The organism is Candidatus Melainabacteria bacterium, assembly GCA_016193285.1.
In the GTDB taxonomy this organism is placed as follows: Bacteria; Cyanobacteriota; Vampirovibrionia; order 2-02-FULL-35-15; family 2-02-FULL-35-15; genus JACPSL01.
In genome coordinates this window covers 12203-37670 of record JACPSL010000011.1, presented here as the reverse complement: position 1 = coordinate 37670, position 25468 = coordinate 12203, and the positions used below count along the sequence as shown (strand labels likewise).

Annotated in this window: 24 protein-coding genes and 1 tRNA gene; 13 read left to right on the top strand and 12 right to left on the bottom strand. The window is 32.2% G+C overall.

Annotated features, from left to right (window positions below; genetic code table 11):
* Positions 1 to 65: 65 nt before the first annotated feature.
* Positions 66 to 1229, top strand: coding sequence for an ATP-binding protein (locus HYY52_02500; protein ID MBI2995561.1), 1164 nt, complete (start codon positions 66 to 68; stop codon positions 1227 to 1229).
* A gap of 9 nt (positions 1230 to 1238) precedes the next feature.
* Here the strand turns inward: HYY52_02500 and HYY52_02495 are convergent, their stop codons facing one another.
* Positions 1239 to 2552 carry a homoserine dehydrogenase gene (locus HYY52_02495; GenBank protein MBI2995560.1) on the bottom strand — a complete coding sequence of 438 codons (1314 nt, stop codon included), beginning with the start codon at positions 2550 to 2552 and terminating at the stop codon, positions 1239 to 1241.
* 151 nt (positions 2553 to 2703) lie between these two features.
* On the opposite strand from HYY52_02495, the gene HYY52_02490 reads away from it, so the two are divergent.
* Both HYY52_02490 and HYY52_02485 read left to right on the top strand, forming a co-directional pair.
* On the top strand, positions 2704 to 3321 hold the full coding sequence (locus HYY52_02490) for a hypothetical protein (GenBank protein ID MBI2995559.1): 618 nt from the start codon (positions 2704 to 2706) through the stop codon (positions 3319 to 3321).
* Positions 3322 to 3399: 78 nt separating this feature from the next.
* A complete protein-coding gene (locus HYY52_02485) occupies positions 3400 to 3996 on the top strand; it encodes a hypothetical protein (protein MBI2995558.1) in 597 nt (198 codons plus the stop codon).
* A gap of 50 nt (positions 3997 to 4046) precedes the next feature.
* On the opposite strand, the gene HYY52_02480 is transcribed toward HYY52_02485, so the two are convergent.
* Together HYY52_02480 and HYY52_02475 are read right to left on the bottom strand one after the other, a co-directional pair.
* Complete coding sequence (locus HYY52_02480; GenBank protein MBI2995557.1) at positions 4047 to 5933, bottom strand: hypothetical protein; 1887 nt, start codon at positions 5931 to 5933, stop codon at positions 4047 to 4049.
* A gap of 103 nt (positions 5934 to 6036) precedes the next feature.
* Positions 6037 to 6705, bottom strand: a complete 669-nt coding sequence (locus HYY52_02475; GenBank protein MBI2995556.1) for a ribulose-phosphate 3-epimerase — start codon at positions 6703 to 6705, stop codon at positions 6037 to 6039.
* 48 nt (positions 6706 to 6753) lie between these two features.
* Between HYY52_02475 and secD the strand changes: the two genes are divergently transcribed.
* The gene (gene secD, locus HYY52_02470; GenBank protein MBI2995555.1) at positions 6754 to 8259 is read left to right on the top strand and encodes a protein translocase subunit SecD; all 1506 of its coding nucleotides are present in this window, start codon (positions 6754 to 6756) and stop codon (positions 8257 to 8259) included.
* Here secD and HYY52_02465 read toward each other — a convergent pair.
* Positions 8225 to 8962: a WecB/TagA/CpsF family glycosyltransferase gene (locus tag HYY52_02465; protein ID MBI2995554.1), complete on the bottom strand. Its 738-nt coding sequence runs from the start codon at positions 8960 to 8962 to the stop codon at positions 8225 to 8227. The genes secD and HYY52_02465 overlap by 35 nt on opposite strands.
* Positions 8962 to 10044 carry a polysaccharide pyruvyl transferase family protein gene (locus tag HYY52_02460; protein ID MBI2995553.1) on the bottom strand — a complete coding sequence of 361 codons (1083 nt, stop codon included), beginning with the start codon at positions 10042 to 10044 and terminating at the stop codon, positions 8962 to 8964. Before HYY52_02460 ends, HYY52_02465 begins: the two co-directional genes overlap by 1 nt.
* 162 nt (positions 10045 to 10206) lie before the next feature.
* Here HYY52_02460 and HYY52_02455 point away from each other — a divergent pair, with 162 nt between their 5' ends.
* Positions 10207 to 10857 (top strand): DUF4388 domain-containing protein, encoded by a 651-nt coding sequence (locus tag HYY52_02455; protein ID MBI2995552.1) that lies wholly within the window; start codon positions 10207 to 10209, stop codon positions 10855 to 10857.
* Here HYY52_02455 and mraY read toward each other — a convergent pair.
* The 4 genes from mraY to HYY52_02435 form a co-directional block, all read right to left on the bottom strand.
* The gene (gene mraY, locus HYY52_02450) at positions 10810 to 11787 is read right to left on the bottom strand and encodes a phospho-N-acetylmuramoyl-pentapeptide-transferase (protein MBI2995551.1); all 978 of its coding nucleotides are present in this window, start codon (positions 11785 to 11787) and stop codon (positions 10810 to 10812) included. The two genes, HYY52_02455 and mraY, sit on opposite strands and share 48 nt — an antisense overlap.
* Complete coding sequence (locus HYY52_02445; protein ID MBI2995550.1) at positions 11787 to 12038, bottom strand: YggT family protein; 252 nt, start codon at positions 12036 to 12038, stop codon at positions 11787 to 11789. Before HYY52_02445 ends, mraY begins: the two co-directional genes overlap by 1 nt.
* Positions 12039 to 12597: 559 nt before the next feature.
* Positions 12598 to 13374: a 1-(5-phosphoribosyl)-5-[(5-phosphoribosylamino)methylideneamino]imidazole-4-carboxamide isomerase gene (hisA, locus tag HYY52_02440; GenBank protein MBI2995549.1), complete on the bottom strand. Its 777-nt coding sequence runs from the start codon at positions 13372 to 13374 to the stop codon at positions 12598 to 12600.
* A complete protein-coding gene (locus HYY52_02435; protein ID MBI2995548.1) occupies positions 13355 to 14056 on the bottom strand; it encodes a hypothetical protein in 702 nt (233 codons plus the stop codon). The genes hisA and HYY52_02435 overlap by 20 nt, the downstream gene beginning before the upstream one ends.
* A gap of 55 nt (positions 14057 to 14111) precedes the next feature.
* Between HYY52_02435 and HYY52_02430 the strand changes: the two genes are divergently transcribed.
* The 5 genes from HYY52_02430 (at position 14112) to HYY52_02410 (ending at position 17579) form a co-directional block, all read left to right on the top strand.
* Entirely contained in the window at positions 14112 to 14795 is a 684-nt protein-coding gene (locus tag HYY52_02430) for a thymidylate kinase (protein ID MBI2995547.1), read from the top strand.
* A gap of 8 nt (positions 14796 to 14803) precedes the next feature.
* Positions 14804 to 14875 (top strand) — tRNA-Thr (locus HYY52_02425).
* A gap of 21 nt (positions 14876 to 14896) precedes the next feature.
* Positions 14897 to 16480 carry a peptide ABC transporter substrate-binding protein gene (locus HYY52_02420; protein ID MBI2995546.1) on the top strand — a complete coding sequence of 528 codons (1584 nt, stop codon included), beginning with the start codon at positions 14897 to 14899 and terminating at the stop codon, positions 16478 to 16480.
* A 152-nt stretch (positions 16481 to 16632) separates the two neighbouring features.
* Positions 16633 to 17049 carry a hypothetical protein gene (locus tag HYY52_02415; GenBank protein ID MBI2995545.1) on the top strand — a complete coding sequence of 139 codons (417 nt, stop codon included), beginning with the start codon at positions 16633 to 16635 and terminating at the stop codon, positions 17047 to 17049.
* Positions 17050 to 17195: 146 nt separating this feature from the next.
* Positions 17196 to 17579: a hypothetical protein gene (locus HYY52_02410; GenBank protein MBI2995544.1), complete on the top strand. Its 384-nt coding sequence runs from the start codon at positions 17196 to 17198 to the stop codon at positions 17577 to 17579.
* Positions 17580 to 17649: 70 nt separating this feature from the next.
* On the opposite strand, the gene HYY52_02405 is transcribed toward HYY52_02410, so the two are convergent.
* Positions 17650 to 21150 carry an Ig-like domain-containing protein gene (locus HYY52_02405; protein MBI2995543.1) on the bottom strand — a complete coding sequence of 1167 codons (3501 nt, stop codon included), beginning with the start codon at positions 21148 to 21150 and terminating at the stop codon, positions 17650 to 17652.
* A gap of 92 nt (positions 21151 to 21242) precedes the next feature.
* On the opposite strand from HYY52_02405, the gene nusB reads away from it, so the two are divergent.
* Positions 21243 to 21911, top strand: coding sequence for a transcription antitermination factor NusB (nusB, locus tag HYY52_02400; GenBank protein ID MBI2995542.1), 669 nt, complete (start codon positions 21243 to 21245; stop codon positions 21909 to 21911).
* Here the strand turns inward: nusB and HYY52_02395 are convergent.
* Positions 21906 to 23135 carry an iron-containing alcohol dehydrogenase gene (locus HYY52_02395; protein MBI2995541.1) on the bottom strand — a complete coding sequence of 410 codons (1230 nt, stop codon included), beginning with the start codon at positions 23133 to 23135 and terminating at the stop codon, positions 21906 to 21908. The two genes, nusB and HYY52_02395, sit on opposite strands and share 6 nt — an antisense overlap.
* A 92-nt stretch (positions 23136 to 23227) precedes the next feature.
* Here HYY52_02395 and HYY52_02390 point away from each other — a divergent pair, with 92 nt between their 5' ends.
* Positions 23228 to 23917 carry a nucleotidyl transferase AbiEii/AbiGii toxin family protein gene (locus HYY52_02390; GenBank protein MBI2995540.1) on the top strand — a complete coding sequence of 230 codons (690 nt, stop codon included), beginning with the start codon at positions 23228 to 23230 and terminating at the stop codon, positions 23915 to 23917.
* Positions 23904 to 24482, top strand: coding sequence for a hypothetical protein (locus HYY52_02385; GenBank protein MBI2995539.1), 579 nt, complete (start codon positions 23904 to 23906; stop codon positions 24480 to 24482). Before HYY52_02390 ends, HYY52_02385 begins: the two co-directional genes overlap by 14 nt.
* Here HYY52_02385 and HYY52_02380 read toward each other — a convergent pair.
* On the bottom strand, positions 24456 to 25442 hold the full coding sequence (locus HYY52_02380) for a pyridoxal-phosphate dependent enzyme (protein MBI2995538.1): 987 nt from the start codon (positions 25440 to 25442) through the stop codon (positions 24456 to 24458). The genes HYY52_02385 and HYY52_02380 overlap by 27 nt on opposite strands.
* Positions 25443 to 25468 lie beyond the last annotated feature (26 nt).

The window sequence follows — 25468 nt, the reverse complement described above, 5'->3', positions numbered from 1 at the left end:
GTGATTAAAGAAATCACCACGAAGTTTTATGATTTATTAATAAAAAATCGTGGTAAAATACTAATATGGTTTCACGATTAGTTAAATTACCAAAGGGAAAAAGTTTCTTTATTTTTGGACCAAGGCAGGTTGGGAAAAGCACACTCTTAAAAAATACCTTTAACGACTCTGAATGCATATACTATGACTTTCTTAAAACTGAATTGTATGAAAAGTTTAAAACAGAACCTAATCTTTTTAGGGAAGAAATCGTACACAGAAATAAAAAGAAGAACATTATTGTCATAGATGAAATACAACGAATACCAGAGCTGCTTAATGAAGTTCATTATTTAATGGAAGAAGATAAATCACTGGTTTTTGCAATTAGTGGTAGTAGTGCAAGAAAACTAAAACGTTCACATGCAAACATGCTTGGCGGGAGAGCACTTACTTATAAGCTTTATCCATTTACTCATATTGAACTTGGGAAAGATTTTAATTTAAACAAAGCGTTAAATCTTGGAACACTCCCTTCAATTTATTTGGAAAAAGATACAGAGATTGCAAAAGCACTGCTTGGGTCATATGCAGAAACTTACCTTGAAGAAGAAATTAAAGCAGAAGCAATTGTAAGAAACATAGGATCATTTCTTAGGTTTTTGCGCTTTGCTGCAAGTGAAAATGGGAATATAATTAATTATTCAAATATCTCAAGAGAAACTGCAACTAAAAGTTCAGATGTAAAAGAATATCTTCAGATACTAGAGGATACATTAATAGGTTTTCATCTTCTTGCTTATGTCAAGTCAGCAAGAAAGCGATTAATGAGACATCCTAAATTTTATTTTTTTGATACAGGAGTCCAGAGAGTTTTAGCTAAACGTATTTATCAGGAACCAGTTAGATATACAACTGAATATGGGAGATTATTTGAGCATTTTATTGTCAAAGAAATAATTCATCTTTCGCACTACAAAAATAAAAACTATGAATTTTCTTTTTTTAGAACTGAAAACGGAGCTGAAGTAGACTTGGTTATTGAAACCCCTGACGATAAAGTATTTGCCTTGGAGATAAAAGCAAATACAAATCCAAGGCTAAGTGATTTAAAAGGCCTTAAATCTTTTAAAGAAGTTTATCCCAAATCACAACTTCTTTGCGCAAGCCTTTCAGAAAATGAAATTCATTATGAGAATGTCACAGTATATCCATGGAGAGAGATTTTTAAAGCTATAGGACTTATTTAATCTGACTTTTTATTCCAGTACTCTAATTATATTTTCTACTTGTTTTACGCTAGGGGATTTTTTAATTTCATTAATTGCATTTTGTATTTTTTCTTCTTTTACTAAATGTGTAAGTATTGTAATTGATGCAGTACCATCTGGGTTTGTACCTCTTTGAGTAAGAGCATTAATACTAACCTCATGTTTCCCACAAATTGTTCCTATTTGACCAACTACACCTGGCTTGTCTTGAGTTCTTACTCTTAAAAAATATCTATTTGTTGTTTCTGCAATTGGTTTAATTTTTGCATATGATGTATGCTGGCAGATAAATTGTGGATTTGGTTTTGAAGAGTAAGAAAGTTGTGCTACAAGAAGATTTATATCTCCAATTATTGAACTTGTAGTAGGAAGTGCACCTGCACCTTGCCCGATTAAAGTCAGCTCACCAACGAGATTTCCTTCAACAAGAACACCATTGTTTACTCCAAGCACAGAAGCAAGCGTATTTGTTTTTTTTATAAAAGCAGGATGAACTCTAATATCAATTTTCCCTGTTTCCTTGTTTCCACTAACCCATGTTTCATTTCTAGCAATTCCAATAAGTTTTATTCTATATCCAAGCTCTTCAGCAAGAACAATATCGCTTGGGGTAATCTTCTCAATTCCTTCAGTGTAAACCTCATTAATTTTAATTCTTTCGCGGAATGCAATACTTGCAAGAATTGCTAATTTATAAGCAGAGTCTTTTCCTGAAACATCATTTGTAGGATTTGGTTCAGCATAACCAAGTAGAGAAGCTTCTTTCAGACATTGTTCAAAGCTTAAGTTTTTGTTTAGCATTTCAGTAAGTATGTAATTTGTAGTCCCATTTAAGATACCCATTATTTTTAGAAATGTGTTTGCACTTAAAGTTTGCTTTAAGGTATTAATTATTGGAATACCACCACAAACACTTCCTTCAAGCTGGATTTGAACATTGTTTTCTTTAGCTAAATCAAAAAGCTCTGCGCCGTAAGTTGCAATTAAATCTTTATTTGCAGTTACAATATGTTTTTTGTTTTGTATTGCCTTGCTAACTAGATCTTTTGCTGGGCTTAATCCACCTAAAACTTCTACAACAATTTCAATTTCAGGATCGATAACAATGTCGTTTAGATTAGTTGTTAGAGCCAATCGGCCGATCGACTCTAACACATTAAAATTTCTTTTCTTATTTAAATCCCTAACACCAATTTTCTTAATTTCAATATGTGGATGATTGTGCAATGCCATAATTACTGTAGAGCCAATTGTACCTGCACCAAGTAAGCCAATCTTAAATTTTTTTAATGATGTGCTCATTTATAACCTAATAATTTTATCTTAGTAAAGATGAAACATGCAATCATGTTACAGTTAGTTTTTAATTTTTTCTTTATAATTAAAAAAGTATTAGAGAAATTTAATCTGAAGTACTAGCTTTTTAAAAGCTCATTTGGTTAAAATTAGTTATATGAAAGTAAATAACATTAGTGCACGAGTTGAAGATTTTGTAGCTAAAAGCTATGCTGTGTTATGTGAACGAAAACCAGATGCTTTAAATAAAGACAAAGTAATTCAACAAGAAGCAATCCATACCAGCGATGGAGTATTGCTTTTACGATATTTATCATACGGTGGCAAATTAGTAGCTAGTGTTGATTTGCTTAAAACTACTGAAGAAGGGGTTAGCTTACAAACAAAAGCTGAAGGACCTGGAACGATTTATGGTATTGTTGGACAGCTCTCGCCACAAATGTTAGTCAGGTGGGATGAGGAAAATCCAGAGAGGTTAGAGCTTAGACAAAAGATCCTGGCTGATATGTTAGATGCATTAGGTTCAGCAGTGGTTGGTTTATCACCTGATTATGTAGAGATGCGAGAAAAAATTATTCAAAAAAGTCCTATGCGAGTAGTAACTCACCCGGCTGATTTGCCAGAAGATGCTGAAGTTCATAAAGAAGTAAGGGATATTTTAGATCTTATTTTAAAATTAGCAGACAATCCATCACAAGAACTTTTAGAAAAGTTAGAAGGGTATATTGTTTTTCCAGAAGGTAAGGGAGCAAAGATTTATAAAATTGCTGGTTAAGTCTGGTAATGTTTAAGGTTTGAGCTTTCAGGGTATACCCTAATTTAGAATTGTTAGTTACTTTTGAGGAGAAACAGCATGAAAAGTAGAAGGATTTTATTTTATGTTTTGATGGTATTTATGTTATCTCTATGTTTTAGCCTAGCTATTCATACTGGAATTAATGCTCAGGATGATGACACCACTGGAACTTCAGATGATGACACCGATGGAACTTCAGATGATGACACCGATGGAGCTTCAAATAACGGACAAGGTGATGAGGGTTTCTACGGAACTGATGAGGGGCTTCTACCTGAGGCTGATATTCCAGTGGAAGAAGGAGAAGATTACTGTGAACCTAATGAATCTTATGATTTTTCGAAGTTAATACTTCTACCAGCAGTTGCAGCACCTGGTGGTTGTTATAAAAAGTGTACTTATGAAAACAAGCCAATAAAGGATAAATGTGTTTCTGGTAGTCGTGTGTCTACTAATGAATTTGATTTCCCTTCATTTGAGTGTACCACTGATGCATTATTTGAAAAGTGTGATAGATCTAATGACGATAAAACATGCAGTACAAAATTTAAAAATCGACAATGCTGGTTTAGAGACGTTGATGCAAATAATATGATAATGATTTATTTTGGTACTACGAAAAACCCACTTGGAGTAGGATGTGTATGTAAGTAACTCTTAGATAGTATAGATTGAAAATTGACAATTGAAAAGGACATTAGTTCCTACTCATCAACACCTTCTGCTAAGTGATGACCATTTCTTGGCTGGTGATGATCTTCTGCTTGATGGTGACTATTCCCAGGCTGGTTTGGAGTTGCATTTGGTAGTGCATCGGGGATTTGAGTTCCGTTTGGTAGTACAGTAGAGACTTGAGTTGCGTTTGGTAGTGCATTTTGCAGAAGTATATTTGGTAGGAAGATATCGTCTGCTTGCTGGACTGTGTAGTTTGCTAGCTGTTGATCATCTTTTTGCTGATTGCTACTTCCTGCCCCGTCAGTAGGTCCAAGTTCTGGAGTGGATTCAAGAGTAGGAGAGGATTCAATTGATGCAGGTTCAGAATCTGAAATAATTGTAGATTCAGGTGTTGGCTCTGGAGTTGATTCAGGAATTGGAGAAGGTTCAATTGATGCAGGTTCAGAATTTGGAATAATTGTAGATTCAGGTGTTGGCTCTGGAGTTGGTTCAGGAATTGGTTCAGGAATTGGAGAAGATTCAATTGATGTAAGCTCAGAATCTGGAATAATTGTAGATTCAGGTGTTGGCTCTGGAGTTGGTTCAGGAATTGGAGAAGATTTAGGAGTTTCTTCTATGGTTGAAGTAAAAGTACTGACGGCAAGAGAGGGAGTAATGTTGGGAGTAACATCATTAGTTGAACTTAAGTTTATGTACTGATTACCATAAGCATCAGTAACTATTTGAGAAGAATTGTTTTGTCTAGGAATAAGATATAAACCCCTAAGTATAGAAGTTGAGTCTTTAATGTTAGTGTTGATCCTTACTCTTAGTGAGACATCGTCATTTGGTTCTATATAAAACTTTTCAAATAAGGGTGTACCATTACCGTTTGTTTCAGTTTTTGCAAGTAAAATATTTTTCTTATCAATGTTAGCTGAATAAATTGATATAAATTGTTTATGTTTCTCAGTAAAGTATAAACCAAGTTCGCAACCGCCTGAACATAAGTCTTGCTCTGTGCCTAAGTAAAACTCAAGCCCTTTTTGTCCTTGTAATACTTTAAAGTTATATGTTCTATCTCTACCAAGTGGGAATTCAAAACCAGTTGAAGTTGTATATGAGATTTTACCAAGAGTTACTCTTATACTTATTTTTGATGTATCAGATTCTGGAGACCAGATTACAACATTTCTTTTGCTTTGATACCAAATTGGTGCACTTATTTCTTCACTGCCATGATAAGAAACTTTTAAATTACTTAATTCTTTTTGCTTGCCCCAGAAAATTCCACTTAATGATGCGTAAGCATTACTTGCAGGTTTAATTTCAATTGTAAGTCTGCCAATCTGTCCTCTTAAAGGAGATTTGACTATTAAGTTTAAATAACAGCCAAGATTAAAACTCGTATTTTGAACATAAACAATATTACCTAAACTGCTATGAGCATAAGAAAGACTTATTTTTACTAGTTGTTCTGAGTTATTTGTAACTGTTGGATCAAAATAAATGCTTAAAGGAATCCATTCAGAATATTCGCTGCTATTTTCAAGCTCTTGCGTAATTGTGATGGATTCACCTTTTAGAGAAGATGACAGATAAAAATTATTTCTTTTATGTATGAGACTTTCTGGTGTATTTATGTCTACAGAATTTGTTTCTTTAGTTACACCTGTATAAGTAATTTCTTTTACAAGCGGCGGCAGACTTTTTTGTGTTCTAGTAGGTTCAGGAAGCCAGTAATAATTGTTATATTCTGTTGTCCAAGCGCCATTTAATTCACAGTTTGTTTTTTCACCGCCCTCTTGAATATAGTCAGAATTTATGTACTTTGCATTAGTATCAGCAATTACTGGGCCTGAATAAAAAAAATAAAAAAGTAGTGTAGAAACTACAGCAATGATAAAGTAAAATAACTTTGTAAATAGTTCCTTCATAACAAATTTTTAATTGCTAAAGGACCTGGAAAAAGCCTGGAGTAATTTACTCTTGTTTAGGTAAAGAACTTGTTAAAAATCAGTACGTTAAATTAATTTAATCTTATGCTTTCATTTTATTTATGGTTTTTTGAATTTCTATGTGAGATTTTAAGCTATAAATAGCGTTACCACTAACAAGAACATTAGCCCCTGCAGACCTTACAATGGGCGCTGTTTGTATATTAATACCACCATCCACTTCAATATATTTATTAGTTAACTTAGCATCGTCAAACATTTTTTTTGCTTCTGATATTTTTGGTACTACAGAACTAATAAAACTCTGGCCGCCAAAACCAGGATTTACAGTCATGATTAAAACCAAATCAACAATTTCTAAAACATACTTTAATGATTCAACTGGTGTGTGAGGATTAAATGATATGCCTGCTTTGCATCCTAAGTCTTTAATGTGTACAAGTGTTCTTTGAAGATGGTTACAAGCCTCTGTATGAACAGTGATAATGTTTGCACCTGCATCTACAAAATCTTTAATGTGATTATCAGGATGGGCAATCATTAGATGAACATCAAGAGGTAGTTTTGTAGTTTGTCTTATGCATCTTACTACTGGCGCACCAATTGTAATGTTTGGTACAAATTGCCCATCCATAACATCTACATGAATCCAGTCTGCACCTGCTTCTTCAACTTTTTTAACCTCATTTCTAAGATCTGAAAAATCCGCAGATAAGATTGAAGGAGCAATTAGAATTTTTGAGTTTGGCATAGTACTATTTTATCTTAGAAGGCTTAAGCTGTGTTATTCTAAATACTCGTGAACTTTTTAAAAAGAAATTTTCGTTTATTTATAATACTTGCAACTTTTTTAATATCTTTCTTTTCATTCTTCTCATTTTATTTAACAGGCTCATACAATCATCTTAAAAAACTTGAAGGTGAATTAAACCAGGCAAAAATTAATAGAGAGTCTGTTGTTACTGAAAGAGTAGTTAGCTTGGCTGAAAATGTAGAAGATCCTCTTCAGGAATTTATAAAAGAAAAAAATCTTTCAAGCAAAGCTATTAAAGAACTTGAAACAAAAATTAAAGATTCTCAGGTTATATTTCAAAATCCACTTGTTACACTTACAACACAACTTATGTTAGGTTTAGATCTTGTTGGTGGAGCTCAATTAACTTTTCAGGCAGTACCAGAAGGTGGTGTGGAAATAACAAATCAAACTGTATCAGGCTTAATAAAAGTTTTTGAAAATAGGGTTAATGCTTCTGGTACAGCTGAAGCTATTGTGCAACAGGTTGGGAAGGATAGGGTACTTGTAGAAATACCAGGTGCTGAGCCAGAAACAGTAAAAAGAAGACTGCTAAAAACAGCTTTTTTAGAATTTAAAGAACCAGCAAAACTTGTTAATGCAAAGCCAGGTGAAAAAATTAACCCCCAAAAAGATAAAGCTGATGATTATATCTGGCTTTCTACAGGAATTACTGGTAAGGATTTAAAGAGAGCACAAGCAGTTACAGATGGAGCAGGGAACTGGCTTATAACTTTTTCACTTAAGGGACCAGCCATTGAAAAATTTGGCAGATTAACTGAGAGGTTGATTGAAAAACCTCTTGCAATATTTTTAGATGGCAGATTAATTTCAAGTCCTATAGTTAGATCAGCTATAACTGGTGGTGAAGGACAAATCGAAGGAAGATTTACTGCAGAAGAAGCTCAGGATCTTGCAGTCCAGTTAAATGCAGGTGCTCTTCCAGTTCCTGTAAAAATAATCCAGGAAAGATCAGTTGGGGCTACACTAGGGCAGGACTCAATAAATAAAAGCCTTATAGCTGGTATTTATGGGATTTTACTTGTAATCTTATTTATGATTGTTTTTTATAGACTGCCTGGTATCATTGCAAGTATTGCACTTCTTTTATACACTCTTGTTACAATTACAATTTTTGAACATACAGTAACACTTACTTTAGCTGGCATTGCTGGATTTATTTTAAGTATAGGTATGGCAGTTGATGCAAATATTTTAATTTTTGAAAGAACAAAGGAAGAACTAAAAGCCGGGAAAAGTTTTTTTAATGCAATTGATGCAGGCTTTGAAAGAGCCTTTAGCAGTATATTTGACAGTAATATAAATACTTTAATTGCATGTTTTGTACTTTTAATTTTTGGAACTGGTATAGTAAGGGGCTTTGCAATTACTCTTGCAATTGGTGTTTTAGTTAGCATGTTCTCGGCAATTTTTGTTACAAAGACTCTACTTGCACTTACTACAAAGATAAATGTATTTAAAAATCCTGTCTTGTTTGGAGTGAAGATATAATCATCCATACAAACTTTGGCAAGGTTTTTAAAATTCTTATTGCCCTTTTAGGCTCACTGATTACTCTGTACACCCACTCTAAATTATTTTTTCTTGCCCACATTGGCGCTCTGTTTTTTTTGCCAGACCAAATATCTAAGCTTCCTCCAATCCCAATCATTAAGCTTTGAGGAAATAATTTAGCGTATTTGTTTATCCATATTTCTTGTCTTGGTGTTCCAAGTGCAACTAAAACAATATTTGGATTCTCACATGCAATGTTGTTTGCATTTTTTTCTTCTTTACTCTCTCCTTGATAACCATCAATTGTTTTTACAAGCTTTATGTTTGGATATTTTATTTTGAAAACTTCTGTAACTCTTTGTAGTGTTTCTTCCCTTCCTCCAAAGATTGCAACACTTTTTGAAAGATCATTAGCTAAGTCTAGTACCCCTTCAGCTAATTCTATACCAGGGATTCTTTCTATCTCTTTATAACCTTTTAGTTTTAATCCCCATACAATGCCGGTACCATCAGGGACAATTAAATCAGCATTGTTTATAGCAGCCTGGAATTCAAAACTACTAGCAGCATTTACTACCATTTCAGGATTTAAAGTAATTATCCTGAGTTGTTTTGGATGGGTAAGTGACATTTTAACTATGTAAATAGCTTCATTCATATTTACTATGTCAATTGGCTGATCTAATATCCTTGTTCGCACTAGGCTTTCACCAGAAATTCTAAAAGCCCAATATTTCTCTTATGTAGTTCATTAGCTTTTTGTATTGCTTCTTGTGCTTTTGTTGCAGAATGCCCAAGATTTTGCCAAAAATAACTCCACGGCTGCTCAAAATCATCTTTATAGAAAATACCTACCTGACCACTAAACTCAACAAGTGATTTTACTTTTTGATCAAAGATAAAAGCAAAAATTGGTTTTGAGTTAATTAAAGGAACAAGCAAACCATGATATCTCATTCCTACCATTACATCACAACTAGCTAGTATTCCTGCTTGTTGTTCGATTGGGAACTGATTAAAGTTTCCAATTAAAGAAACCCTAGACTTGTCTGGAAGTCTTTTTATTATTAAGTCTTGAAGTTCAAGTAAAAGTGGCAGATCCCTAGCTGGCATGCAAGGGATAAGTAAAGCTTGCCAATCCTTCATGCTATGAAGAACTCTAGCAAATTTGTCAGCAAGATTAGTTATGTGGTAGTCCTTTAAGTTTTTATCATTTCTCATGGTAATACCTAGAACTGGCAAATGCCAGTTTATATTTGGAATTTTGTCTTGGAATGTATAGTCAGGTGTAATTGACCAGACAGGGTCACATGTCACTAAAATATTTCTTTCACCAGATGTAAGATTTGCTGAAACTTGATCTCTAACTGACAGTAAGTGAACATTCTTCATCCCAAAATTAAATAAAATTTGTGAGATTTTTCTTTGGAATGGTCCAAATCCGCCGCCATAAAAAGAAATTATTTTCTGAGAAATACCTGCTATAAAAAGTTGGAAGAAATAATATAAAAAACTTTTGAAACTTGTTTTATCTTGAAATAATCCGCCTAGGAAAATTAAAAGATCATGGCTTAGTAAAACATACACTAGGTCAAAAAAGTCCCACCTGTTTACAGCATTTACACCATATGTTTTTCTTGTTTTGTCTGGATTACGAGAAAGTACAGTTATATTTTGCTTTTGAACACCAAGGGAAAGTAAATCTCTGATTAAGACATGTAAAAGAGCTTCATCTCCAAAATTATCAAACCCTAGAAAGCCACTTATTAAAATTCGTTTCATATCAGGTTTAACCCTATTGTTTTTGCAATTGACTTTTGACTGTTTGATTTTAAGCTTTTTGTGGCAGATTTATCAAGAGAGCCTTGTTTTTTGTTAATGATAGTAATAGATAGGGTTCTTGTTATTAAAAAGCTGGACTTTTGTCCAGGCCTATAATTTTTTATGGAAACTACTGTACAACAAACCCTCACCTCGCCAGTTCTCTCAGGTGAACTTTCAGAATTTAATTTAGTTCATATATTACAGTTACTTAATGATTGTAATGCTAATGGAGTTTTACAAGTAAAAAAAGGCGCCTTGTATGGAGTCATGTATTTTGAACATGGTCAAATTATTGATGCCCATGTACTTACATATGATGGAGAAGATGCAATATATGAAATATTTTTATGGCTTGTAGGCAGGTTTGCATTTTATTCTTTACCAATTCAAAGACCTAAAACTATTAAGAGGCCAACTGAGGATTTAATTTTAACTGGTGCTAGATACGATGAAAGATGGAGGAAGCTTTGTAAGCTTGGAATAAATTCAAAAACAATTTTAAAAGCTAAGTCAGATGAAGAAATTGCAAGGATGATTACTGAAGAAGAAGAAGGTACAATTCATCTAGCTCAGGCAGATCAAGAATTCTTACATGCAGCAGATGGGACAAAATCTCTAGGAGAGATTGCAAACCAGCTTGGTTACAACAGGCGGAAAATAGTAACTATCTTGTCGTTTTTGCTTACAAATAACTTTTTAGATATAGTTTCAACAGATCACAGCTCACCATTTAATGACAGCACTCAAGTTTTTATGCCAGAGCTGGATTGATATCCCAATAATTACACAAATAAGCTGAAACACAAAAAAACTTTTTACTATGTCAGTTTCTTTCCACCCACTTAACTCAAAATGATGATGAAGTGGTGTCATTTTAAATATTCTTTGATCAACTCCTAAAAATCTTTTTGAAAGTTGGCAACTTGCTACTTGAAGAATTACAGACAGTGCTTCTAGTATTGGTATTGTTGCAAAGAAGATTAATAGAAGTTCAACCCTTGATGCAATTGCAAGTGAGCCAATTGCACCACCTATTGCAAGACTTCCAGTATCGCCCATAAAAACTTTAGCCGGGTATTTATTGAAGTATAAAAATCCTAGAAGTGAGCCAAAGAAAATTACACAAAAAATAGCAAGTTCTGTTTTACCTTGGGTTAAAAATAAGACAAAAAAACCTAAAAAGCTTAGTAAGCTAATACTAGTAACAAGCCCATCAAGTCCGTCAGTTAGATTATAAGAGTTGCTTGAGCCGCTAATTATAAAAAATACCCAGAAAAGATAAACTAGACTAGCTCCTTCATAGTATGTAGAGAAAAATACTATGCTTACTAAAAACTGTATGAAAAGTTTTATCCAGCCTGATATTCCTTTATTATGTTTTTTTATAACTTTTAAATAATCATCTATAAAACCAAGTATTGCCATGATAAACGTTATGCTAAGAACAATAATCAGGTCAAAACTTAAAAGTTTTTTATTTAAAATGATACTTATTAAAATAATAAACAAAACCGAGATTAAAAAAATTAATCCGCCAATTGTAGGAGTTCTAGATTTGTTTTGTACGTGGTGTAAAGGACCTTCTTGTCTTATGGCTTGTTTTGCATTTAAGGACTTAAGAAGTTTAATTAAAGACTTACCTAAAAGTAGTGAGCTAGCTACTGAAATTAAAATTAAGATGAGATAGTGACAATTATTCATTAAACTAACTGACCAAGCAATGAAACTACTAGTTGTAAAGTAAAAAAACCTAATATTGGTGAAATGTCTATGCCGTTTATTGGGGGAATAATTTGTCTAAATGGTTCTAGGAAAGGGAGGAATAGTCTGTCTAAAAACCTATAAAAGTTAGAAAACCTCAAATTTGGGATCCAGGATAATAAAACCCAAATAAACATTAAGAAAGCATATCCTTGTACAACAGTAATTAAGATCGTTATTATTAAAGACATTATTTTCTTTCTAGATTATAGTTTACCCTATCTCTACAAACAACTCAGCCAAGATAGTTAAGGGCTATCTTGGCTGAACCTAGAACTAAGCAGCAATTTTTGTTATCTTTTTCTTTTTTTGCTTGCTTTTTTTGCTGCTTTTTTCTTCATTTTCTTAGCCATTAGTTTCTCCTTTCCTTAAATTGCAATTCTTTTATCTGTGTTCACCCGTGTTCAAATGGTTCTTGTGTTTGCCAAATTGATCTGTTTTTTTTAGGACGTTGCATTTCAATTCTGCTGGCCAATGTCTGAGTAGTAAGAATTATAGAGCTTGGGGCTATCGTCAAATGCACATTGGGAAAGCGTTTGTCAATTGTATTTGTTACATTATTGTTTTTTTTCTTTTTTGGCATTAATTTTTATTTTGTAATTTATTTTTAAAGATGCATGCTGTCATTCAGTAAACACCTGCATTTATTTTACTTATTAAGTATACCCTTTATTAATAGCAAATTAACGTCTTTTTATAATTTCGTCAACTACGCTTTTAGAAAAGTAACATCACTCACTGCACTTTAGCTTACTGCTTGGAATTTTTTTTAGCTAGTTCAATTGCCTCATTTAAGTTTATGGTTCCTTTGTAGAGAGACTTACCAAGGATTACCCCGGAGATGTTTTGATGTTCCAAGGCTTTTATGTCTAAAATTGTTTGGATATCTTTTATTGTAGAGATACCACCTGAGACTATGATATTTGAGTTTAACAAAGAAGCAATTTCTTTTAAAGAAACAAGATTTGGACCCCTTAAAGTACCATCTTTTGATATATCTGTGTAAATAATTTGTTTGATGTCTTTAATGTCTGAAGCCAGGCTGCTTAGGCTAGTGTCTGTTGTTTCTTGCCATCCTGAAATGGCTATCTTGTTGTTTTTCATATCCAAGCTGATAATTATTTTTTCAAGGTAGCTCTTGGTAACTTCTTTAAGGAATACTTTGTCTTGTAGTACTTTGGTTCCAAGAATTAGATAACTTACCCCTTCATTTAAGTAGTTTCTTATAGATTCATGTGTTCTAATCCCCCCGCCAACTTGGATTTTGATTTCTTTATTAGTCTCTTGTGCTGCTTTTAGTATTTTGGTTATAGTCTTGTAATTTACTGGGTATCCTTCTTTTGCACCGTTTAAATCAACTATGTGCAACCTTGTAGCACCTAAACTTATCCACTTCTTTGCAATTTCTTTAGGATTATTTGAAAATTCTTCAACAAGATTATACTGACCTTGGGTTAGACGTACACACTTGCCATCTAAGATATCAATAGCAGGTATTATTTCAAAATTAGTGTTTTTGTTTTTCATGACGTGTGACATTTGGATATGCAAGTTTGAACTCATATTTTTTGTCCTTCTCATTAAAGTTTATAACATTTAATCTTACATCTTTAGTCCCATTTAATATTGATTCATATCTTGAAATTGCATCAATTGAGCAAGTGTCTTGAATAAGTTTTAAAACAAAATGGTCATCTAGTTTTGGTTTAAGAAAGTAAAAGATCCCTTTTAATCTGTTTGTATTGCTTTCAAAAGTTGTTTGGTTTAAAAACTTCTTAAAGTGTTCATAACTAATTTCTTCATTTTGATCCAATATTGCCTTCATACACGGGGACTTAGGATCAATAAAGAAGTCTATCATCAGTATGTTTAAGTCCCTCTTTTTAAAGATCCTTTCTTGTAATTTAAAAATTGATATTTGTGTTATGTTTGCAATTGTTTTCCAGAGCTTAAGTTGCCTATTGTATAAACCTGTCTGGTGCATGTATAAAAAAAGATCTTTAAGTATAAACTCAATTGAACTTCTTATAAGATCTGTTAGATTTTCAGGAAGTAAAATATTTTCGATTGCTTCTTTTATTTGACTGAAATTTATGTCTCGTGGATTTTTGGCTATTTTTTCACATGTTAATCCAAGAGGATTCTTTTGAGTAATCTCAAATTTACTTATTTCTTTTTTTGAGATTGAAATCTTGCTTAAGATATCCATTTATCTTTGCTTCTTTAGTTTCCAAAGTAGATGTTATCATGGTAATATCTCATTTATGACCAAACTAGATTTTTATGGATTGCACTCATATAAACTTGATAGTTCTGTCTATCCTGGCAAGCTTATTGTTATTGAAGGAACTGATGGAGTTGGCAGGACAACTCAAACATTAATGCTGAGGTCTTATCTTGAAAGTCAAGGGTTTGCTGTAGTTGATACTGGCGCAGCAAGATCTGAACTTGCAGGAAAAGGTATTAAGAGAGCTAAGGAAGGACATACTTTAGGTCCAACAACCCTAAGCTTGTTTTACGCTACTGATTTTGCAGACAGGTTTGAAAAGCAAATCTTACCTGCCTTAAAAGCTGGGTTTATTGTTTTAAATGATCGTTATATTTACTCTTTAATTATAAGAGCAATAGTACGTGGTGTTGACAAAGCATGGCTGAAAGAAATTTATGGAACAGCATTAAAGCCTGATATTATTTTTTATTTAAAAATTGCTGTAAAGGATTTAATACCTCGTGTGCTTGGATCAAAAGGATTTAATTTTTGGGAGTCAGGAATGGACTTAAGATTAGGTAATGATTTATATGAAAGTTTTGTAAATTATCAAACTAATTTAATAGCTGAACTTGATCAAATGTCAAAGGACTATGGGTTTGTAGAAATAGATGCTACAAGAGAACCGCAGGATGTTTTTTTGGATATAAAAAATAAATTAAATGAAATTTTGGTTTGACTTAATGTGCCGCCATAGCTCAGTGGTAGAGCAAGTGTTTCGTAAACACTAGGTCGCAGGTTCAAGTCCTGCTGGCGGCTAAATACTCTAAAATAACTACTATGCTATCCCGTAGAGAGTTTGATAAATTGTTGCTTAGTTCAATTTTATTTCCTTCTTTTAGTTGTACTAATCTTAAAAAGAAAAAATATATTCCAGGTGTTTTACGAATGAACCTTGGGTATGAACCTGATACTTTAGACTGGGCAAAAGCAACTGACTCTTATTCTTTTGATGTAATTACAAATATTATGGTTGGTCTGACTAAATACAACAATAAACTCCAGTCTATACCATCTCTTGCAAAAGAATGGAAAATATCTAGTGATAAAAAAACTTACACATTTTTTTTAAATAAAGATGCAAAATGGTCAGATGGGAGATCAGTCGTTGCATCTGATTTTGTATATGGCTGGCAGAGAATTTTAAATCCAGAAACAGCAGGACCTTATGCTTATCTTCTTTATCCAATTAAAGGTGCACATTGGTTTAACACTGGAAAGATTCAGGATCCAAACAAGCTTGGAGTAAAAGCTTTAGATGACTATATTCTACAGGTAGAACTAGAATCTCCTCTTACATTTTTTTTAAATCTTACTTCTTGGGCAGTTTATTTCCCTCAAAGAAAAGACATTATAGAAAAATATAAAGATGATTGGACAGAACCAGAAAACATTGTTACATGTGGACCATTTAAATTAAATAAGTGGCAGCATGAATATAAACTGTTGCTTGTAAGAAATTATCACTATAAAAATCCTGAGCCAAAGTTAAATGAGATTAGATATTTTATGGTTCCAGAACAATCAAGTGCATTTTCACTTTATTTAAATGATGAGCTTGATTGTATTGATTTAAGATCAATTCCAATAAGTGAAATTGAAAATGTAAAAAAAATGAGTGGCTCTCAAATACTTTCTTTACTTAGAGGTACTTATGTTGGTTTTAATATTAATAAACCACCGTTTGATAATAAGCTTGTCCGTGCTGCTTTTAGCCATGCAGTTGATAAAAATATATTTCCTAAAGTTTTACGTCGTGGAGAAATTCCAACATCTTCCTGGATTCCTCCAGGGTTAAAAAATTTTTACTCTCCGGAGATTGGTTGTAATTATGATTCTAATCTTGCAAAAAAATTACTAGCTAAAGCTGGTTTTCCAAATGGTACAAGTTTTCCACAAGTTACAATGCTTTTTCCTACACGTGAAGATGCAAAGTTAATTGCTGAATCTTTTCAGTCTTGTATTCAAAGAGTTTTAAATATAAGAATTGAAATAAATAATATGGAGTGGAAATCTTACTTAAATACTTTGCATAGGGATCCCCCTAATTTATTTAGAATGAGCTGGGGTGCAGATTATCCAGATCCAGATACTTTTATGACTCTTTTTACAAGCAATTCAGGAAACAATCATGGTTTATGGAAAAATGAAAGATACGATGAAGTAGTTAGTAAAGCAGCAACAACATTAGACTTAAACATTAGAAGATCCTTATATAAAGAAGCTCAAAGAATTCTTCTTGAAGAAGAAGTAGCAATCACACCACTTTTTTTTAACACACAGATTATTATGAATAAGCCATGGGTGGAAAACTTTGAGTTTAATTCAATGGATTTGATATTTTGTGAAAAAGTCTCTATATAATACTTTGGTTAAGATTGTTTAATAAGTTTGCTTTTTTTTGAGATTAAATAAAATTAACCTAGTTCTAAACAATTTCTTTAGGATCTTTTCTTTGTATATTCTGTCTATTTGTGATATTAATATAAGGTACAATTATCTAGCAAAAACAAAAAATGTTAATCCAAACAAAAAGATATAAGCCTTTAACTGAAGAATCTACTGATAAAGAACGCCAGTTATCAAGTTTGTTTAGCATTATTAGTAACAACATCTTAGTTGCAACAGAGGTATTAAGTACTGATCGTAAGATTAAAACAGTTCAAGAACTAGAATTACTTTCACGCAAAGCAAAACAACTAGCTAAAGAATTAATGTCTAAATCCAGTTCTTCAAAATTAAGTCATGAAGATTTAAGCAAACGAATTTCATTTTTAAAACACAGAATGTTAGATCTTGTTGTTAATTTAACAGAAGAATTAAGCAAATTGGATTCAAGCAAAAGTACAAATAAAAAAGCAATTGAAGATATTGTTTTAGCCAGAAGATTACTTAGAGAATCACAAAGAGGCTTAATTACAATACAGGACTAGCCTTCCTGATCTTAAAATAATTAATCTTTAAGTTAACCTTTTTTTAAACAGTAGCTAGTATTAATATCTTGGTTTACTAAATATAAGATTCTAGCAAGATTCTAGAACACTAGAATCTTGAAGGTAAAAAAATAAGGAGATTCATTATGCCAATTAATCCAACGGGTCAAATTCAATCAAAGCCAATACTGTTCGCACTGCAGGAAGTAATGCAAGATCTAGTCGAAAGAGAAATGATGAACGTTTACCTGGGCCAGGGCCCAAGTAGGAATAGTGATATCGATAATGATGGAAAAACTAGCAAAGCTGAAGCTGTGCTCTTTCAAATAATGCAAGCTGCAAAAAAGAAAGCAGATGGTAATCGTAATGGAGTGCTTGATGGTAGAAACGAGAAAGAAAGTTATTTAGGGGAACTTCGGCAGCAAAGCACACTTGAGCGACTCTTGGGACAGAAGACTAAGGCTGTTGCAGAACTCATTGCAGAATTCCTCCCTAAACCTACAACAAAGAGCAACTTTAAGAAGCCGTAGGTGTGAACTAGCAATTCCCCGCTGCTTGCGGCTGGGCTGTTGAACTTGACGCCGGTATTAAACCTAGAACTTACGGTTGAAGAATTAAACTTTCAGGATTTGAGGTTGTTTGTAATTTGCCATCAGTTATTGGATCAGGAATTACAATTGCACCAATGTCTGCACCTTTAGGAGTTATAACATTAAAAAGTTTTATTCCTGGTGTTAAGTCTTGATTCAGTTCTGCTGTTATAACAACATTGTTGTTATTTATTAATTTAAAGTTTTTAATTTTAATCCCAGTGTCTGGTACAAATGTTAGATTTGTAAAAAACTTTGCTTTACTTATAAGCTTTTCTAACTTTCCATCTATTATTGCAGTTCTTCCTACAAAGTTTTTACCTTTAATTTTTAAAATAAGTTTTGTCCCGGATTTTTGTACTTTTGCAATGATTGGTTCTTGGACATGTGGCTTGCCAATAATTCTTTTCCCAACTTTTACATTAATTGGTGGTGCTATTTTTAATTTTATTGTAGCTAATGAATCATTCTTACTTAAAATTGAAACTCTACTATCACCTTCTGTTGCATCTGCAGGAATTGTAATAGTACTTGTTAATCCAAGTGGTTTACCACTTGTAGTTTGAAATCTATGATTAGAAAGATTAGATAAACTTGCTTCTGCTTCGGTAAAAAATGCTAGTCCAACAATAAATACTCTGCCAGTACTGTCTGTAAGTACAACTATGTTTTGTGTGTTTTTTTCTTCTTCACTAATTTGAGTGTTACCTACGTCTGTGTCATCTTCTGTAAAGTTTACATTTGTTGCAAATGAAAATCCTTTTGGTACTTGAGGTATTTCTTCAGGAGGAGAACTTGCTCCTTCTACTTTTGGAATATCAATAGCTGCTTCTAGTCCTTCAGGAATTGGCGGTGGATTTGCAATTTCAACTGAAACAGTAGATGAAATATCAATTGTTGTACCAGTTGAGGGGGAAAGCAAGTTAAATTGGTTTATTAATTCGCTATTTAGATCTTCAATAGTAGAAGGTAAAGTAATTACTTCTTTTTCACCAAGCAAATCTTTAGAAGGTGATTCTTTAATCATTATTTCTGGCAGTGTAGCTGGGACATATGAGACTTTAATACTTGTAGTAGATTTATTGTCACTCGTGTCTGTTGCACTAATTAAAATATTATTTTCCCCTGGCTTTAGCGTTATGTTTTGAGAATATTGATTGTTGCTGTTTACAAGTAAAGGATTTCCACTAAAGAGTACTTCTTTGACAGAAGCATTATCAGTTACTGTAAATGATACAGAAATGTTTGTTGTATCTTTAAATATTTGACCATTTGCTGGGCTTGAGATATTTATTATTGGCAAGATGTTATCCTCAGAGAGAGGATTTGAAATCTTTGATTCATTTTTATTTCCTGCACTGTCTTTTACAGTGATTGTAACTGGGGATGTATTTGTAACTACTGAAAATGTAACTTGTTCTCCCTGAGTAAATTGAACTGGCTTAGAGTTAACTGTGATTTGAGAAATATTTGAACCTGTACCATTTGCAGAACCTGAAACTTTAAATTCACCAGTAGCTAATACCTCAATGTTTGCATCTACAGTGGGACTTACAGTATCAATAGTTATCTTAATTGTTTTTGTAGCTTCATTGCTTGCTTTATCTTTTGCATTTACTGTAATATCAAAAGCCCCATCTTTCTCAAATTGAAGATCGCTTAAGAAATTAACAGTGCTTGGTGAAGATTGACCTTCAGTACTTAGCGTAGCGTTTTTCCCATTCACAAAAACACTGTCAACTTCAGAACCTGTTCCATCAACCTTTCCTATGACTAGAATTCTTTTTGTATTAAGAATGGCCAAATCTTTTGGAGCACTAATTGTAATTTCAGGAAGAGATGTATCAGAAATAGTTACTGAGTCTTTTATAAACTGGACAAGTCCTTCATATTTGCTTGATTTACTTAGACTGTCAAGTTTTGACTTTGCAGTAATTATGACATCTTCAATCCCTGCTTCAGGAAATCGTGGTGTAAACCCATTAATTTTTTGTCCATTTTTTGAAATTACAACTGATGATGCACAAATTTGATCATTTCTAAAACATACTTTTATATCATTTGAAAAGTTTAATAAGTTTACAAAACCATTAATAGTAAAAGGTGAATTCCCATTTAATGAAAATATATTAGGGACAATGCTTTTAACTATTGGTCCAAGATTTAAATCACTAATTATACTTACTGATGCTTCTACATTTGTGTTTGGAGTAAGTGCATACAGACCATTTGGATCAATTGTTAAAAAACTTTGAGTATTATCAGAGGATACAATAATTTCATCTACTGTTGAAAGATCTTTCATATTAAAGATCTTTAATTTCTTTGCACCACTTTTTAAGGTGAGCACATAAATCTTACTTTGATCAGGAGAAATATCTACATCAAGAACGATGCTTGAATCACTTATTAATATTGAACTTTGGGCTAATATTGAGCCTTCATTTGATAAATTTAGTTTGTACAATTTAAATCCACTAACATTATCAAATATATTTCCTGCTGCAATTACTGTTCTTCCATCAGGTGAGATAGTTGAAATTGTAGGTCCTTGTAAACTTTTATCTAAGACTTTGGACGTAAGTTTATTACTTAATATGTTTAGTAGGTGTAAAACATGGTTTCCACCTACTGAAGACACTACAGCTTTATTTCCTGAGTTAGGGAAAATTATTTTTCCTAAGAGATCTTCTACTAGTGAAGCAGTAACAGGATCAATATCTAAAACTAATTCTTTGTTTGTTTCCAAATCATATAAAAGAAGAGACTGCGACTTATCTCCACTAAAGGTAAATATGACTTTTTTAAAATCAGGTGTAACCGTCAGGTTTTGAATAATATCTGGAGAAGTTAAATAATCAATTATTTGATCAGTCTCTGTATCTATTAAGGCAACTTGGGCTGGTTCAGAATCAAGTATTGGTGCAATGATAACTTTCCCATTTGGATCTAAAAATGTAGGAAGGCCTATTTGCTGACCGTTTGTTGCAACAGACTTTAATTCTTTTACAGATTTTGTTTGGAGAGCAACAATTTGAACTAATACATTTTCTGTTCTTGTTGGTTCCCTGTAAACAAAAACTTTTTGATTGTTTTGACTTAAGCCAATGTTTAAAAGTGGGTTTGTAGTACTTTCTTGAATAAGTGGTATGACTCCACTATCTACAAAACTGTTTAAGGAAAATGAGAAATCAAATTTTCTTAAATTAATTCCTTGGTTACCACTAGTTAAAGAATCTACAACTAAAACAAATGAACCATCATTAGAAATAACAATGTCATTTGGCCTCTTAAAACAAGTTATGCTACTACAATTTGGTAATAAGCTAATTTTTTCAAATCTTAAATCTTGATTATAGTTATTTTGATTTGTATTTTTATTTAAGAAAAGTTTTTGAATTGTTTCAGCGTTTGATTTTGAAAAAAGTGAACTACTACCTACAATAATTATGGCCAGAAATAAAAGTAAACTTATCCTGACAAGATTTTTTATTTTTATTTTTGTTATCAAATGCATAATTAACCCCTTGTTGATATGTGAGGGTTTACTTACTATTTACCATCTGTTTCAATTAATAGTGTGATCCCTGACACTTTTTTATTATGAACACCAGATCAGCTGCAAGAGAAATAGTAATTTTGGCCATACCACAATTGCCAAAAGATAATACTAAGCTTGAAAGCTTAAATTTTGAAGAGATAATACTGGCTTTAAGTCGTTCTTTAAGTGATTATGCTAAGAAAAATATAACAGCAGCTTCTTCAGATCTTACTAAAGTTGAAAATTTCTTATTAAATGCTGAAATTGAACATCCAGATAATGAAGAGCATACAAGTCAGATTAAATCTGTCTTAATTCCAAATACAGAGATTTTACGTAAACAAGTTTTAACATTAAAGTCTGCAGCAACAGAACTTTACAACATTTTAGAACTTCCTGAACTAATTGCTCATACTGAAAGGAAATCTGTTTTGGAATATGCAATATCCATTTTAAAAAATTACACAGAAAATAAAGACAATATAAATCAAGTTATTGAACAAGCTGCACAAAGCAGGGACAAGGATAAAAAGTGGAAAGTAAACAGAATGGTTAGACTAGATCGAGACATTCTAAGAATGGCAACAACAGAATTAATGTTTTTAAAAAATACACCTACTGAAGTTATCTGTGATGAAGCAGTAAAAATTGCAGATAAGTATGGTGGGGATGAAAGTAAAAAATTTGTAAATGGCATTTTGAGGGATGTGGTTAGGCTGACAAGGTTATAGCGCAGCTCTATAAACCTCTTCCACCATTTCTTTTGTAATTGGTTGAAGTGGATTTGTAATTCCTGAAATATCTTTAAGTGCCATTGGCACCATCACTCCAATGTCACTTTCTTTTACACGGCACTCACTAAGCTTTAGTGGTATTCCTAAATCTTTGTTTAATTTTTCAATTTCAGAAATAAATTTCTTCCCATCTTCATCATCATTAATTCCAAAACCTGCAGCCATGATTGAATATTTTGAAGAGCTAACTTTTTTATTTAGTCTTAAAATATGAGGGAGCATAATTGCATTTGCCAGTCCATGTGGCAGATTACATATAGCTGAAAGTTGGTGTGAGCAAGCATGCACAAGACCAACAGATTTTTGATTAAATGCCATTCCAGCAATCATTGATGCAAGTGACATATTTATTCTTGCAATAACATCTTGTCCAGTTAAATATGCTTTTCTTAAGTTTTGAAAAATAAGCGCAGTTGCTTGAAGTGAAAATATATCAGCAACTGGATTTACACGAAGTGAAACAAATGCTTCTATAGCATGAGTTAGTGCATCCATGCCACAGTGTGCAGTTAGTTTAGGCGGACAAGACATTGTAAGCTGTGGATCTATAAGTGCTATTGTAGAAATTAATGGATAACCTAAAATAGTTATCTTTTCTTTTTCTCCATTTTCTCCGTTCCCACTTGTCACCATTGCAACTATTGAAACTTCAGAACCTGTTCCACTCGTAGTAGGAACACTAATTTGATGTGGTAAGGTTTCATGAACTGACATTATGGTTGATTTTGTTGCACTGTAGTTTGAAGGTTTTCCGCCCTGTTTAACAATAAGTCTAATTATTTTACTAGCATCAATTACACTACCACCACCAATTGCAATAACTGTATCAGCACTTGTACTTTTAAATTTTTCTACTCCTTTAAGAACTGTTTCTTCTTTTGGATTTGGTTCTATTTCATTAAAGACATGTGACTTTATCCCACTTTTTTCTAAATATTTTTGTGCTTTAGTTACAAATCCAAGTTTTTCTATTTCTGTGTCTGTAACAATCAGTACGTTTTTTGCTTTTAAAAATAAAGATAAAAAACCAATTCTATTTAAAGCACCGTATCCAAAGATAATTTGTGGAGCAAAACTAAATCCAATAACACCGTTATCTAAAATTTGACCTTTAATTGTTGGATCAATTAATGGAAGAGTTACTTCTTCTGTAGTTGGCATATTGATATTATAGCATAGTATAATCAATTGACAAATTTATGTTCTGATCATAGAATTTTATAGATGCCTAAAAGTGTATAATATTAGTGACTATGTTGGATCTAATTGAAATAAACAAATTGTCTAAAGATATTGGGATTGCTGCCTTAAATATTATTAGAGAGCATATTGAAGTTGAAATCCTTGAAAGTTTATCTAAAAGTAAGCTTTCTGAAAGAATTATTTTTTATGGTGGTACAGCTATTAGACTTGTATATAATGGTCCTAGGTTTTCAGAAGATTTAGATTTTATATTTAAACATCAAGGCAAAAAAGATGCCAAAGAATTAGAAAGTGTACTAAAAACTGTTTCTAAAAACAATGAAGGGGTATCAATTGAGGAAGTACATGAAAAAAGAAATACTCTTTTTGGACTGATTCATGTTTCAAATCAAATCTTAAAACATCCAATAAGAATAAAAATTGAAATATCAAAAAAGTTGCACAAACAGGAATCAGGATATCTTATAATAAATTCTCCTTGTAGTATCTTAAACCCTATAATAAAAACAAGTTCTTTAAAAAATCTTATTCAAAATAAACTTCTTGCAATAAAAAATAGAAATGAACCAAGAGACTGGTTTGATTTATGGTTTTTGGCAAAAAAAAATAACACTGTAGATAAACCTAAAATTTTTTTCCCTTTTAATAAAAAGGAATTTGAAAATGAATTAAAACGGTGGTTGCCAAAAGGTTTCTGGAAGGCTATTCCAGGAGTTATCACTTACTATGAAGAAAATTAACTATCATAAATTTAAAAAAGAACTCCAAAGTCTTAAAAAGACTTATTTTACTATACAAGACTTAAAAAAGTTTTATAAAAACAAAAAATCAAGCCTTAAGAATTTACTTTCCAGATGGTCTAAAGAAGAAATAATTTTCCCTCTTAATAATGCTTATTACTGTTTTGATCTTGAGAAATTGGATTATTTAAATCATGCTTGTTGTCTTGTAAAACCTTCTTATATTTCATTTGAATATGCATTAAATTATTATGGGCTTATAGAACAAGTGCCTCAAGTTATAACCTTAGCTACCACCAATAAGCATAAATTTATTTATTCAGGTCCATATACATACGAATACACTAAGATAAAAAAAGAATTATTTTTTGGTTATGAAAGAATAAAAGGGTACTATATTGCTTTACCAGAAAAAGCATTATTAGATACTGTTTATCTACTATCTAGAAATAAAAGATTGGTAGATTTAAGTAGCTTAGATTTTAAAAAAATAAATAAGGAAAGATTAAATAAATATGCAAAGAATTTTCCAGCATATTTACAAAAAACTCTTCAATCTTTCTAAATCCAGATTTCCGCCGCTAAGTATAACCACGGTATTTTTCCCGACAGGTATTTTTTTTTCAAAAAGAGCTGCAACTGTACAAGCTGCAGATGGTTCAACAAGTAATTTTTGTCTTTCAAGCAGCATTAAAATTGCTTCTTTCGTTTTTTCGTCAGAAATTGTTACAATATCATCTACATATTCTTTTGTTAAATTAAAAGTTATATCACCAACCCTGCATGCTGAAAGCCCTTCAGCAAAAGAAGTAATTTTAGGTAGTGGTACTATCTTGCCAGATTTAAAGCTTTGGTACATTGAATCTGCACCAATTGTTTCTACCCCCAAAACTTTTACATCTTTTTTTAATTGTTTTATAGTGCTTGCAACACCTGAAATAAGTCCACCACCTCCAATGGAACAAATTATGGTATCTACTTCAGGTAAGTCCTTATAAATTTCAAGAGCTATTGTTCCTTGTCCGCTAACTATATCAATATCATTAAACGGGTGAACATATTCATATCCAATCTCACTTGCTAGTTTAAAAGAATACTCAAATGCTTCCTGGAATTCATTTCCATGAATAACAACTTCTGCGCCATAACTTTTACAAGCATCAATTTTACAACCTGGGACTCCATGAAACATTACAAGTTTTGCATTTAGTCCTAACTTTTTTGCTGCATATGCAACTCCTTGAGCATGATTTCCACCACTAGCTGCAATTATGCCTTTTGGTAGAGGTTTGCCATAGCCAATCCCTACAAGTTTTATTGTTTTATTTAATGCACCACGTGGTTTAAAGGAGCCAGTTTTTTGTAGATTTTCTAGTTTAAAAAAAATATTTGTCCCGGTAAGTTTAGTAAATGTTTCAGTAGATATCAGTGGAGTCCAGACCAAGTAAGGTTTTATAATTTCATGAACCTTTTTGATTTCATTTAATTCTAATTCTGGATATAAAATAGTAGCTTTGTGGCTCATAAGGATTATAATAGCAGAGAAGAAAA

What these genes read in the sequence shown, in the direction of transcription:
- HYY52_02460 (MBI2995553.1), bottom strand. Translation starts at nt 10,044, where the DNA reads ATGAAACGAATTTTAATAAGTGGCTTTCTAGGGTTTGATAATTTTGGA.
- HYY52_02500 (MBI2995561.1), top strand. Translation starts at nt 66, where the DNA reads ATGGTTTCACGATTAGTTAAATTACCAAAGGGAAAAAGTTTCTTTATT.
- HYY52_02490 (MBI2995559.1), top strand. Translation starts at nt 2,704, where the DNA reads ATGAAAGTAAATAACATTAGTGCACGAGTTGAAGATTTTGTAGCTAAA.
- HYY52_02485 (MBI2995558.1), top strand. Translation starts at nt 3,400, where the DNA reads ATGAAAAGTAGAAGGATTTTATTTTATGTTTTGATGGTATTTATGTTA.
- HYY52_02390 (MBI2995540.1), top strand. Translation starts at nt 23,228, where the DNA reads ATGTTGGATCTAATTGAAATAAACAAATTGTCTAAAGATATTGGGATT.
- HYY52_02385 (MBI2995539.1), top strand. Translation starts at nt 23,904, where the DNA reads ATGAAGAAAATTAACTATCATAAATTTAAAAAAGAACTCCAAAGTCTT.
- HYY52_02415 (MBI2995545.1), top strand. Translation starts at nt 16,633, where the DNA reads ATGTTAATCCAAACAAAAAGATATAAGCCTTTAACTGAAGAATCTACT.
- HYY52_02495 (MBI2995560.1), bottom strand. Translation starts at nt 2,552, where the DNA reads ATGAGCACATCATTAAAAAAATTTAAGATTGGCTTACTTGGTGCAGGT.
- HYY52_02430 (MBI2995547.1), top strand. Translation starts at nt 14,112, where the DNA reads ATGACCAAACTAGATTTTTATGGATTGCACTCATATAAACTTGATAGT.
- HYY52_02420 (MBI2995546.1), top strand. Translation starts at nt 14,897, where the DNA reads ATGCTATCCCGTAGAGAGTTTGATAAATTGTTGCTTAGTTCAATTTTA.
- mraY (MBI2995551.1), bottom strand. Translation starts at nt 11,787, where the DNA reads ATGAATAATTGTCACTATCTCATCTTAATTTTAATTTCAGTAGCTAGC.
- nusB (MBI2995542.1), top strand. Translation starts at nt 21,243, where the DNA reads ATGAACACCAGATCAGCTGCAAGAGAAATAGTAATTTTGGCCATACCA.
- HYY52_02410 (MBI2995544.1), top strand. Translation starts at nt 17,196, where the DNA reads ATGCCAATTAATCCAACGGGTCAAATTCAATCAAAGCCAATACTGTTC.
- HYY52_02435 (MBI2995548.1), bottom strand. Translation starts at nt 14,056, where the DNA reads ATGGATATCTTAAGCAAGATTTCAATCTCAAAAAAAGAAATAAGTAAA.
- HYY52_02455 (MBI2995552.1), top strand. Translation starts at nt 10,207, where the DNA reads ATGGAAACTACTGTACAACAAACCCTCACCTCGCCAGTTCTCTCAGGT.
- HYY52_02395 (MBI2995541.1), bottom strand. Translation starts at nt 23,135, where the DNA reads ATGCCAACTACAGAAGAAGTAACTCTTCCATTAATTGATCCAACAATT.
- HYY52_02480 (MBI2995557.1), bottom strand. Translation starts at nt 5,933, where the DNA reads ATGAAGGAACTATTTACAAAGTTATTTTACTTTATCATTGCTGTAGTT.
- hisA (MBI2995549.1), bottom strand. Translation starts at nt 13,374, where the DNA reads ATGAAAAACAAAAACACTAATTTTGAAATAATACCTGCTATTGATATC.
- HYY52_02475 (MBI2995556.1), bottom strand. Translation starts at nt 6,705, where the DNA reads ATGCCAAACTCAAAAATTCTAATTGCTCCTTCAATCTTATCTGCGGAT.
- HYY52_02445 (MBI2995550.1), bottom strand. Translation starts at nt 12,038, where the DNA reads ATGTCTTTAATAATAACGATCTTAATTACTGTTGTACAAGGATATGCT.
- HYY52_02380 (MBI2995538.1), bottom strand. Translation starts at nt 25,442, where the DNA reads ATGAGCCACAAAGCTACTATTTTATATCCAGAATTAGAATTAAATGAA.